The organism is Pedobacter sp. WC2501 (genome assembly GCF_052682415.1).
Window position 1 is genome coordinate 2,847,317 of the sequence record NZ_JBQZFI010000001.1, and the last position, 12,819, is coordinate 2,860,135.

The following is a 12,819-nucleotide window of genomic DNA, read 5'->3' on the forward strand; positions in this document are numbered from 1 at the left end:
GCAAAAAAGGCTGGGAATTAACAAAATTGTCAACTAACCGCTAAAAGCCGCGATCTCGAAAATACAAGGCTTGAAGCAACAACCTAACTTACCAAATGTACCAAATTTGCACTAAACCGGTGCGCTTTTTCAGCGCGCAAAATAACCTATGGAGAGTTATGAAGCTAACCACTTTACTCATGCTTGCTTTTTTCATGCAAGTAAGTGCGGGCACCTACGCACAAAAAATTACTTTGTCAGCCAGAAATGCTGAATTGTTTACCATTTTCGATCAGATCAGCGACCAGAGCGGTTACGATTTTGTGATTACGAATTCTATATTAAAGAATTCTAAAAAAGTGACGATCGATGTTAAAAATGCAGAATTAAGTGATGTTCTGGATCAGATATTTAAAAACCAGTCGCTGGAGTTCACCATCGCTAACAAATCTGTACTGGTTAGAAAAAAAGAGCCTGCATTCCTGGAAAAAATCATCAAAAAATTTCAATCAATTGATGTAACCGGAAAAGTGCTGGATGAAAATAATCTGCCGCTTCCCGGCGCTACTGTAAGTGTAAAGGGACTGAAAAAACAGGTAGTGACTAATAAAGATGGCGAGTTTACATTGAAGGATGTTGATGAAGATGCTGTGCTAACGATTACATTTTTAGGCTATCAGACCAGAGAAATCAAGGCTTCGGAAAACCTGGGCAATATTATCCTGACCATTCAAACAGGTCAGCTGGATGAAGTGACCGTTTCTACAGGATATCAAACCCTGTCTAAAGAGCGTGTAACAGGATCATTTTCAACGGTATCGTCCAAACAACTGGATCAACAGCGTTTGAGCAGTATGCAATCGCTGCTGGAAGGCAGGATACCAGGTTACAATAACGGTCTGATCAGGGGAACAACTTCAATGAACAACGACTTGGTACAGCCTTTATACGTGATCGATGGCTTTCCTGTGGAAAACCGGAGCTTAAATGGTAATGACAAAACTGTAGCAGTAGGCATACCGGGATTGAACCTTGAAGATATCGAGAGTATTACGGTATTAAAAGATGCTGCTGCTGCCTCTATTTATGGGGCACGTGCCTCTAATGGTGTCATTGTTATTGTTACCAAGAAAGCCAAAAAAGGCAAGCCACAAATTTCTGCTTCCAGTACATTTACGCTTTCTCCTTACAGGCAATACACGGATAACCTTACCAATTCTGCAGATGTTGTTGAACTGGAGAAGGAGTGGGCTGCCAATAACCCTAATTTACGCGGTGCAAATGCTAGCACCTATGCGGTTAATTTATTGCGGAATGTGGCCTACCCAAGCCAGGGCATCAATGCCATTCTGAGAAATGCTGCGGGCATACTTTCACAGGCAGATCTCAATACAAAATTAGGCCAGCTGGCAGCCGGCGGATACCAGTATTATGATGATGTTGAAAAATATAGCAAGCGCAGTCCTTTTTATCAGCAATATAACATGAGTATTGGGAGCGCGACCGAAAAAAATGCGTTGTACACTTCCGCAACCTATCGCAATAACAAAACACAGGATAAATATGCGGGAGATGAATCGCTAGGCATCAACATCAACAATACCACTCAGATCAATAAATGGCTGACTATGGAGTTGAGCACATTCCTTTCTTATAACGAAGGCAAAACCCAACCTTACAACACCTTGTCGCCAGGTTATACATTTTTACCTTATGACAGGTTGGTGAATGCAGACGGAAGCAACTTTATCTCGACTGCTGCATCACGTTTATCAACCAATAACATGGTACTGATCAATAATAACCGGCTATACAATATGGACATTACGCCATTGGATGAACAGGCAATGAACATTGGTAAAACAAAGAACTTTACCAGCAGGTCGTTTGTCCGCCTTGGCGCAAAAATAACCGATTGGTTATCTTACAAATCAAGTTTTCAATATGAGTATGCCACCAGCAGGCTTGATCAGTTGTATGATAAAAACTCCTATTTTGTTCGCAACAAGGTAAATAGTTTTGCTTCTTTCAATCCTGTGAGTGGCGGACAGGCAATTTTTAATCTGCCTTACGGAAATATCAATTACAAGGAAAATCAGTTCAATAATGCCTATAACTTTCGCCAGCAGTTAAACGTAGACAAAACTTTTGGGGAGAAACATAGCCTTACCGCAATTTTAGGTTCTGAGATCATGAACCGAAAAATTGAATATGATAATCAGTCGCTTTACAACTATAATCCAAATACATTAACCTATAGCCTGGTCAACCAGCCTTTATTGGGCAGCTACCCCGGTAATATTCTCGGCGGAGGAAATTTCACCGACAGGGATGCGGCGGTTAACAGGATCAGTACACAGCGTTTTGTCTCTTTCTACAGTAATGTTGGCTATGCCTATGATGAAAAGTATCTTTTTACAAGTAGTATCCGCTGGGACAGGTCGAACCTTTGGGGTACGAGCTCCAAATACCAGAATACACCAATCTGGTCATTTGGTGCCGGCTGGAATATCAATAAGGAATCTTTCTTTAATGCAGACTGGGTAGACAGGTTGAAATTACGTGCTTCGCATGGTATCGGCGGTAATGTTTACACCAACAGTGCACCGTTTACTACTTTCAATTTCAACCCCAACTATAACGTAGGCGGTTTGCAGGCTACTATAGGCAGCAGGCCAAACCCATTGTTATCATGGGAAAAAACTACGACCACCAATGCCGGTCTGGATTTCGCAATTTTCAAAAACCGTCTCTCAGGATCGGTTGATTACTACCATAAAAGTGGCAAGGATCTGCTGGCCAACACGCAGGGTGTGCCAACTGAAGGGTTTGGTTATTCAACCTATGTGATCAATAACGGAGAGATGCTGAACCGGGGAGTTGAACTGGCCTTGTCTGGTGATATCATCCGTGGCAAAGACCTGACCTGGAATTTGGGGATGCAGTACGCCTTTAATAAAAACAAAGTTACTTATGTCAACGTAGAGGCACCTTTTTATGTCCTTCAGCTTGATTATCCGCAATCATTCCCACGTATCGGAAATCCATACAATGCCATTTACAGTTATCAATGGGCTGGTTTGAGTAATACAGGGTTGCCTCAGGTTTACAATGAAAAGGGAGAGAAGGTAATGGCTTCACCTGCCACGCTGCAATCTATTGTGTACAGCGGATCGACCGTTCCAAAATACAGCGGATCATTAAACAGTACGCTTTCCTATCAAAACTTCAGCCTGTCTTTCCTATTGACTTTCGAGGGCGGTCATAAAATGAGAGATACATTTTTACCTACACTGGGGGCCAGCTACAACAGTGCCCTGAACGGATACGTAACTCAAATTTCATCGGTAAATAAAGATATCGTAAACAGGTGGAGAAATCCCGGAGACGAGTTGAAGACCAATATTCCTAAAGTTGTTTTTGCTGAGGACCCTACTTACAACAGCCAAAGCGCCGATATCTACAAGTATGCAGACATCAACGTACTGGATGCGACAAATATGCGCCTGAGAAATATTTCACTGGCGTATAACGTACCACAGCAGGTGGCTAAAAAAGCAGGATTAAGCAATATCCGTTTCCAGTTTAATGTGGAGAACGCATTTACATTGGCCAAATCCAAAACTGCAAAATACCTGCTCAACGGATACCTTACTCCTAATTATGTATGGGGTGCTTATCTTAATTTCTAGGAAACCATTTTATACTGCATTTAGCAGCAAACAATATTTAAAGACATAAGTGATGAAAAATATATTTTCAAACACCATAAAATTAGCCGCTCTTGCTTCAGTACTGAGCTTTAGCAGCTGCAAAAAATTTATTGATATCCTTCCTGTAGGAAATGGCCAGATTCCAACTACACTGTCAGATTATGAAGCCCTGATCCGCGATGAATATGGAAACCACCGTGCAGATATCACCCAGGCCGTACTTTTGCTCAATGATAAATTTGAAACCAGCAGCAACCTGAATTACTATCCGCTGTACAAGGCGAATTACAACTGGAACGAATCGGCTGACAGGATCGCATTTAACAATTCAGATGAAGGCAATTACTATAACAATTACAAAGGAATCAATACCAGCAACCTGATTATCGAAAAGGCAGCAGGAACAACAGAGGGGACTGAGGCACAAAAAGCGGAACTGATTGGACAGGCAAAAGTGCTGAGGGCAATGGATTATGATATCCTGGTCAATTATTATGCAGACACTTATGAAGAAGCAAATGCAGCCACCAAATTATCGGTACCACTGATCCTCAGTGCTGATATTGGCGCGGCTTATACCCAGGTATCGATCAAAGAACTGTATGATTTCATGCTGAAGGATATTAATGAGGCCATTCCTGCTTTGGGTGCCACCAGTGCAACAGTACTGCATCCCAATCTCGGATCTGCGAATGCGCTGAAAGCAAGGATACTCCTGCAAATGGGAAAATATGCTGATGCGCTTGCTGCTGCAAATGAAGCCCTGAAGTATAACGATAAACTGTTTGACTGGACAACATTTTATAATACCTACAAAACGCAGATAGAGGCTGTTGATATTTATAACAATGCTCCTTCTCCAATGGGATTTAATTACGTGGAAAATTATTATTTCCGTCACGGTGTATCAAGCAATGCCGGACGGGAACAGGCGATCCGCGTTGACCGTGCAGCACGTTTTGAACAGGGGGATGCAAGGTTTGCTTCCCGCTGGAAACTCAGGACAGTAGGCGCAGATACCTATTATACCAGCATCACCACGGGTTTTTTCAACGTGGGTGGTTTAACAACTACTGAAGTGTACCTGATTAAAGCAGAATGCCAGGCACGTCTTAACGATGTTCCCGGTGCAATGTCTACATTGAACGCTGTGCGGGTGAAAAGAATCTTTGCTGCGAAATATGTACCGCTGAGCGCAGCTAACACCATAGAGGCGGTAAAGCTTATCCAGCGAACCAAAGGAAACGAGCTTATTTTAGGGATTACACCTTTTGCTGATGCACGCCGACTGAACAAGGATCCGAACTACGCCGTTACACTGAGCAAAACAGAGGCCGGACAGGCCTTAACGCTTGCCCCGAATTCCCATCTCTGGACGATGCCATTTCCACAGGGCGCCTCTAAAAATCCGGGTAATGGTAGCATTAAACAAAATGTAGATAAGTAGGGAAAGTAGTACATGAAATAAGCCTTGAAAATGTAATCACCAAGTTAAAAATAATATAATATGAACATTTTATTTAAGAGAATATTAACCATAGTACCGGTGGCACTGGTATGTTACGCAGGCCCGCTATTGGCGCAAAACGGAAAATATGTGTTGACCGGTAATCTTCCTACCGTCAAAGACAAGATCTATCTTGGTCACGAAGTTGGGGATAAATATGTAGTTACAGATTCAGCCAAAGTTGTAAATGGTAGCTTTATGTTTAAAGGAGTGGTTAAACAACCAGGATTTTATAAATTGGAAAGTAAGGGCCTGAAAAACCCAGTACTTTTTATATTGGAGAATTCTGCTATCCATGTGGCCAAACCTGATAGTTTGTCTCAGGTAGTTATTAATGGATCTGCTGCGCAGGATGTATATATGGGCTTTTATAATGGTCCCTGGAAAGCAATCAGAGATAAAGCAGGAGATATTTACGGTCGGCTTGATCAGGCTGAGAAAGCGGGTAAAAAAGATACCGCTACCCGTGCAGGTTTCGACCGGGAATTCAGGATCCTGGATACACTGAACATTGCAGCCGTAAAGGAGTATATTCTCAAAAATCCCGCTTCGGCCGGATCTGCAGCAGTTATTTATGACCGTTTTATCAGTTATCCGAATTTCCCGGTAGCCGAAGCGTTTTTCGGGCTGCTCACTAAAGATGCGCAGCAATCAGAAATTGGTGAACAAATCAACACCGCATTAAAAACTAATGCGAAAACCGCCAAAGGGAAAGTAGCCCCGGCCATTGCGATGCCTGATAAGGATGGTAAGATAGTGAAGCTCTCTGATTTTAAAGGTAAATATGTACTGGTTGATTTCTGGGCAAGCTGGTGCGGTCCCTGCCGGAGAGAAAACCCCAATGTAGTTGCCGCTTACAAAAAATACCATGATAAAGGCTTTGAAATTTTGGGTGTATCCCTTGACTCTAAAAAGGAGGCCTGGTTAAAAGCCATTGCAGCTGATGGCCTCACCTGGACGCATGTGTCTGATCTGCAGGCCTGGTCGAACTCGGCCGTTAAAGCTTATGGCGTAAAATCTGTGCCGGCAAGCTTTCTGCTTGATCCGGAAGGTAAGGTAGTAGGTAAAGATTTAAGAGGAGAGGAACTGAATAAAACCCTGGCAGGCATCTTCAAATAGTAAAAATACACACACCAATATATAAATAGCTGCGGCCCCTGGGTTTGCAGCTATTTTTGTTTTAGGAAGGTTACTGGCCTGTGCAAACTTCAGCGCGTCATCGTTATTTCTAAGCCCAAGGTTATTGCGCAGATTTCTCTATGTGTATCGGCTGTAGTTGTGGAAATAAAGAGCCATACGGCATGAGATGCTCTTTTATATTCCATTTAGTAACTATTCGCACTTAACAATCAAATTGTTATCTGTTTAAAAGGGCGAATCTAAGTCCTTGTTTCTTCATCTGGTGTAACCTAATTGATTTATAAGTTGTCTAAATTATCAAAACTTAAATATGAAAAGCATTCTAGCTATATTTCTTCTGATTATCAGTCTTTCCTGCTTTGGACAGAAAAACAAAAATACCCTGATTAGTTTATTAGGCACAATGCCTAAACCACCAGAATTGTTTGTTGATACATTAGAGAAAATAAATATTGAAAATGGCTGGCGGTATAAAATTCGTTATTTATCGGAAGATAGCAGTGCGGTTTTTCATACACCCAAAGACTACATTACAGCTTATCTATTTATTCCAAATCATAGTTTTGGTACCAAATTACCGGCTCTGATTGCGATACATCAAGACGGCAGTCGTAATTACCTTGGTAAAGCTGAACCGGCTGGCCTTGCAGGTGACGACGACCAACATTACGGCATAGAACTGTATAAACAAGGGTATGTGGTTATATGTCCTGATAGGTTTTATCACGGTAACCGAAGAAGAATTAGTAAGCCGGATACCTTGACTAATTTGTGGTATGAAGAGTCGCTGCAAGCAACAGAACATTGGGCTGGACAGCTTATGTCTGTAGGAAGATCTACAATTGGAAAGGAAGTATATGATTTAGAAAGAGCAATGGATGTGTTGTATGCCATGCCTGTGGTTGATAAAAATAAGGTTGGAGCTATCGGCCATTCTGCAGGTGGCAATGCTTTGGCATACTTCATGTTTGCCGATACTCGCGTCAAAATAGGTGTTTCATCCTGTGGCGTATTTGAGATGGCTGACTGGTTTGATGAGAAGGCGCCCAGCAAACGGTATGCGTATACGGCAATTCCCGGATTTCTAAATACAGCACGAACCTCTGATTTTGTGGGCCTGATTGCACCAAGACCTTTTTTAATGACCCGAGGACTTTGGGAATGGGACAAAGATACTGAGCAGAATAAAGCAAACAGTACGGACCACGTAAAATCTACCGAGAAACTCTATCATGAAGCATTATTTTATTACAAAAAACTTAAATCTGCTAATAATTTAAAAGTGATATATTTTGACGAAGATGGCGGACGCCACGCTTTTCCACCCAAGGTTAAAAAGCAAGTTTATACATGGATTGCTTCTTATTTAAAGTAATTTGTCATAATATCATTATTCCAATGATTGATTTTTGATGGTCTAACGGATACTTAATTTTAGGTATTTTGAAATTTTGCCCCGACAGGCCTTTTATGCAGAAAAAGAAATGATTAATTTGACGTATCCATTTTCCGCAGGATGGTAATCTATGATTCCGCGGAAAGGCTAATAGACCTAATAATACCACGCAATGCCTAGAATAGCGAAGTAAAAATCGAGTATCACCGATCAGAATACACCAAAAGGTGATAATAAGGCGGAGGCTGAAAGTCATTCCGCTTTCAAAAAGGAGCGTTTCAAGAGAATGGAGTCAATGGCCATCGGAAAAATGGACTTTAATGGTAACCAGATAAGTAAGATACATTGTAGGTATGAACATTTCGTTATCTACGAGATTCATAACGTAGTTGGGTTGGATGGACTGAAATTCCACCTTGATATTGACGAGCTTGATACCCGCAATAATCTGGTTGATTTTAATAGGATAATGACCAAATATTCAGAGCTAAAATCGGTAATCTATAAGATCCAGAACGAAGGCTATATAAAAGGTAGGATGCCAACATCGTGTCTATAGGTGTTGTGTGTTTTAAACAAAGTTACAGGGCTGTGCAAATTTAATTACACCATAGGCCTGCTATGGCCTCCAGAAAAACCTGGAATGCAATATATTTCGGATATTATTCTAATAACCATTTTTTTGCCGTTAGCACCACTCCATCGCTTTTTGTGTTAGACAAATCATTCACATTTACATCCGGTATTACTTTAACTTTATAAGTTTTACCGGTTCTGTCAGCCGCGAATCTTTCTGCGAGTAAAAGTTGAGATCCATCGGAGAAAGCATATTTGTTATTAACAGTAGTATAGCCAGCAGAGGGTTGTCCAAACACTTTTACGTTCGGTAGTCCCATGAAAGAAATCGCCGTCATTTCTCCACTGCTTCCTGTTAGTGAGTCAATAAGAACAGCAATTTTAGTTTTCGTGTTCTTAATTTTGTAGCTGATGATCGTTGAGGAAAATAATTTTCCATTTTGAATGATCCATGGCTGTTGTTTCTTTGATTTGGGATCCACAAAGTAGCCTACCGTTCCATCTTCACTAAGCGCATTTAGTCCGGCAAGCATCGGCCACATATTTCCTCCACCATTATGACGTAGATCCACTATCCATCCTAAAATATTATGGGCAGAATCAATTCTTTTTATTTCAGAACGGATCCTGTTTGCAAAAGATATATCTTTTTTTGCGTCGAATGTTAGGCATTCTGGAACTTTAATCCATCCAATCCCTTCACCTAGATAATCAGCTTCGGGATTTAGGGATACTGGTGTTCCGACGATTTTGGATATAGAATTCTTAGATATAAAAAAAGAATGTTTATCTCCTGCTTCCCTTAGTTTTTTTGTGAAAAAATCATATAAAATACGCTTGCTTGTACTATCATTTTCTGTAAACTTTAATGCCTTTAACTCTTGGGTAACCCCGTGCCAATCTACGGAATCACGATACATGGAGCTACTTTTAATTATCGAAAAAACTTCATTCTTTAATTTGATTATTTCTTTGCCAGGCGAATATTTATCCTGCTGTGAATAGGTGCAGAGCGGATACATAAAAAACAAAAATAATAGATATTTAATCCTATTTTTTTCCATAGGTAATAATTTTAGTTATTCATTTTATTTTGCCTTTTATAATTCAATATATCATAAAATATTAAGAATATAACATGTACCAAGCCTATGTAAAAAAAAAATATTGCATTTTATAAGGGCTTCATGATCGTAATAATGAATAATTATCCAGGCAGCTATTGTCAACAACTTCTTGATGAAAGATCAAGTAAATCTAATAGAAAATAAGACGATGATAAATTAAATAGGTTGCAAAAGACTTTAAAATTATTACCCATGGTTATTTAACCTCTCTATTTATCGTCTTGTGTGTTTTGTATTGAGCGCAGGCTTACTACGTATAAAACAGGATTGTTTTACCTGAAAAGGTAAAAAGACCGTTTTTACTTACCCTTTCTTTACCTGTTGTTTACCCTTTCTTGCTACCAGGTTAACCCCAGGGTTACCCTTTGCTTACCCTGGGGTTACCTTTTGCTTACCTAAAAGGTAACCCCAGGGTCTGTTTTGGGTAAGCGATTCCTCTATTTAGGGTTACGCTGCCCTTAAGCTGGGCGCCACAAGAGGTAGGGGTTTGTGCGCCAAGAACCAGCTGTATTTGTTTCGATAAAATATAACCCATCTGGCGCAAGCATACCCGCCTGGGCTTTAAGTTTTTATTATTTTTTTGGCATAAACAAATCGTTATATTAGATATGAAAGCTTGATAAATATTTATTTGATATTTTAAATATTACTAGTCACAAAGGAGAATGCTGGCGCCACTGGGGCAATAATTTAAGAAAATGCATCGAAGAAAATAATTTATATTGCGTCTGGTGTTTAATGTTTCAGTTCAATGTTGAAAACATCGATGTCTGCTTCTTCAAGTATCCTGTAAATAGAAGGAACCTGATCAACATTTTCGTATTCAATAAATATCCGGCCGTTGGCTGGTGATACAGCTATTTTAAAGAAATTTAACAGACTGGCAGCTCGTTCATTTTCGCTTGTATGTATTTCAATTAACACTTATTTTCTTTTAAATTTCTATTCAATATTTCTTGAAAAAGATGATTTTAGACAAGAACTCCTGAGCAAAAATATTTAAAAGCGCCCTTGAAAACTTGGAGAAATGCGAACGGTTAGCGACTATTTCGGGAAGAAAATAAACCTGTGTTATAACCAAATAATTTTAATTACTATTGCCAATCAACACAATAATTTTACCGGGGGGGAAAGAAAATATGTTCAATTATAGTGAATATCGTGTGCCTTTAAGTATGTCCTTATTTGTGAAAAAAATCTGGACACTTGATAATTTAGAAAATTTGTCGATGCTGGTTGATAAATATGCGCTTCCCAATGGTTGCTTCAATATTGCGATTATTCGTGGAAATGGATTGACTGTCAATCATAAGAATAAGGTTATCTCACTGCAGAAAGGAACATACTTCTGTGGCCAGATGACCGAGTTCATCGGAATAGAAATACGCCCTAACAGCAGGGCGACTATGGTACAGCTCTTTCCCTGGACCCCTATGTATTTTACGGATGAGGATATGGATCGCTATACGGACCAATTCTTTCGGACTGATGTTATCATGCCGGAGGTAACTGAGGATTTACTATTGAGCAATGCTGATATCTGCAGGATGATTTCGGAAAAATGGAGACCATTTGTAAGACAAGATTTAACGGCAAGAAACCTCCACCTGGCAGCTTCAATGATCATGAAAGTTGCTGGTGAGATAGAAATTAAACATATCTCCGCAATAATGGGATGTTCGCCAAGGTACCTCCAAAAACTATTTAAGAAGGGTCTGGGAATAAGCCCAAAGAAATTTGCAAACATCATCCGGCTCAGAGGGGTCGTTGACAAACTGGCTTTTGGGATGCAGAGAGCGACCAATCTTACCGATTTGGCCGTCTCAAATAAATTTTACGATCAGGCTCATTTTACAAATGCCTTTCAAAATATGTTTGGAACTACACCAAAGCAATTCAGCGGCAAGGACTATTTCCTGTCTTACATTAAATAATCAATAGTAAACCGGACCCCTACTGGTCTTAGCGTCTCCAATGCTATTAAGTTAAGGGTTTTGGGATTTTCAGATAGTTTTTTTGTATATTTATATACAATCAAAAAAGATACATGAGTTTAATTTCCAGCAATATTTCCAAGGAGAAACATATCGTTTCTCCTAAAAAAAACATGTGATTTTATTCAAAAAAATCCGACCCCTGAGAAGTATATTACCAAAGCAAAGTTTTTCATCAGAAAGCGCTCACTTACCTTTCCTATCGTAGTTACCTCAATTTTGAATCTATTCAAGGAATCTGTTGAATACAATATTTCAACTCTATTGCCCAAATTCAAAGTCAAAACAGTTACTGGGGCAGCTTTCTCACTGGCTCGTTATAAGGTCGAAATTTCATTTTTTAAGGATCTGAACAGCATACTTGTGGATTTTCATCAACGACACTATGTTAGACGTTGGAAAGGCTTTCAGTTGATCGCCGGCGATGGCTCAACGGTCTCGCTGCCTGCATCACCGGGTATAAAAAAACACTTTGGCGTTTATTCTGAAAATGAAAATGGTGCCAAAAGTTGTCTTGCCCAATTGTTTATGCTTTTTGACATCAACACAAAGACAGTATTGGCGAGTCGGATAAGCGAGATGAAGAACTCAGAGAGAACTCTTTTCAAGGATTGCCTAAACAACCTGGCGGTCGATAAGGCTATTTTTATCTTAGACAGGGGATTTGGTTACTTCAATATATTCAAGAGGCTTATCGAACAGAAAAGTGACTTTTGTATCAGGGTTAGCTCATCGAATTCTACCTTTGCCAAACAGGTAATGAATAATCCATCTGAGGATTTTATTACGGAGTGGCAACCAAGTTTAAGGGAAAAAAGGACCTGTGCCGAGCATGGGCAAGATTGCGAACCCATAAAAGTAAGAGTTTCGAAAATCAAACTAACAACAGGTGAGATCGAACTATTGATATCCTCACTTGAGCCTAAGAATATCAGCTTAGCAGATATTAACCAGCTTTATACTTTCAGGTGGGGGATTGAAGAGGGTTTTAAAAAGCTCAAGCCCAAAATGAAACTCGAGCAGTTTGGTAGCCGTAAGCCAGAAGGCATACACCAGGAATTTGAGGCCCATATTTTCATGATGAATCTCGTTGCTTTACTGGGGATTACCGCACAGGACACGATTGAAAAAAACACGGATAAAAGAAGATACGATTATATCTTCAACTGGCAAAATGCATTCAGATTTGTTAGGAACAGCCTAATTGAGTTAGTCATGGGATCAAAACTGAAAACAATAATTAAACGGCTAATAGAGCAAATTTCTAAAACTGTAGTTGCGGTAAAGCCAACAAGAAGCTTTCCCAGAATTAAAGTTCGGCAAAATAAAAGCAGGTTGCACCAGACATATAAATAGCTTAACTTAATAGCATTGGAGACGCTAAGAC

8 protein-coding genes are annotated in these 12,819 nt (G+C 39.9%); 6 read left to right on the plus strand and 2 right to left on the minus strand.

Annotation, left to right across the window (positions count from 1 at the left end):
* The first annotated feature begins 158 nt into the window (after window positions 1-158).
* The 4 genes from ACUN24_RS12335 (at window position 159) to ACUN24_RS12350 (ending at window position 7,714) form a co-directional block, all read left to right on the plus strand.
* Window positions 159-3,671 (plus strand): SusC/RagA family TonB-linked outer membrane protein, encoded by a 3,513-nt coding sequence (locus ACUN24_RS12335; protein ID WP_445562748.1) that lies wholly within the window; start codon window positions 159-161, stop codon window positions 3,669-3,671.
* A 52-nt stretch (window positions 3,672-3,723) separates the two neighbouring features.
* Window positions 3,724-5,139, plus strand: a complete 1,416-nt coding sequence (locus ACUN24_RS12340) for a RagB/SusD family nutrient uptake outer membrane protein (protein WP_445562749.1) — start codon at window positions 3,724-3,726, stop codon at window positions 5,137-5,139.
* A gap of 60 nt (window positions 5,140-5,199) precedes the next feature.
* A complete protein-coding gene (locus tag ACUN24_RS12345; RefSeq protein WP_445562750.1) occupies window positions 5,200-6,318 on the plus strand; it encodes a redoxin domain-containing protein in 1,119 nt (372 codons plus the stop codon).
* A gap of 331 nt (window positions 6,319-6,649) precedes the next feature.
* On the plus strand, window positions 6,650-7,714 hold the full coding sequence (locus tag ACUN24_RS12350; RefSeq protein ID WP_445562751.1) for an alpha/beta hydrolase family protein: 1,065 nt from the start codon (window positions 6,650-6,652) through the stop codon (window positions 7,712-7,714).
* A 683-nt stretch (window positions 7,715-8,397) separates the two neighbouring features.
* On the opposite strand, the gene ACUN24_RS12355 is transcribed toward ACUN24_RS12350, so the two are convergent.
* Complete coding sequence (locus ACUN24_RS12355; protein WP_445562752.1) at window positions 8,398-9,375, minus strand: S41 family peptidase; 978 nt, start codon at window positions 9,373-9,375, stop codon at window positions 8,398-8,400.
* Window positions 9,376-10,173: 798 nt separating this feature from the next.
* Window positions 10,174-10,362: a hypothetical protein gene (locus ACUN24_RS12360; RefSeq protein ID WP_315423258.1), complete on the minus strand. Its 189-nt coding sequence runs from the start codon at window positions 10,360-10,362 to the stop codon at window positions 10,174-10,176.
* 173 nt (window positions 10,363-10,535) lie between these two features.
* On the opposite strand from ACUN24_RS12360, the gene ACUN24_RS12365 reads away from it, so the two are divergent.
* Together ACUN24_RS12365 and ACUN24_RS12370 are read left to right on the plus strand one after the other, a co-directional pair.
* On the plus strand, window positions 10,536-11,372 hold the full coding sequence (locus ACUN24_RS12365) for a helix-turn-helix domain-containing protein (protein WP_445562753.1): 837 nt from the start codon (window positions 10,536-10,538) through the stop codon (window positions 11,370-11,372).
* Between the two features lie 234 nt (window positions 11,373-11,606).
* Window positions 11,607-12,788 carry an IS4 family transposase gene (locus tag ACUN24_RS12370; RefSeq protein ID WP_445565136.1) on the plus strand — a complete coding sequence of 394 codons (1,182 nt, stop codon included), beginning with the start codon at window positions 11,607-11,609 and terminating at the stop codon, window positions 12,786-12,788.
* Window positions 12,789-12,819 lie beyond the last annotated feature (31 nt).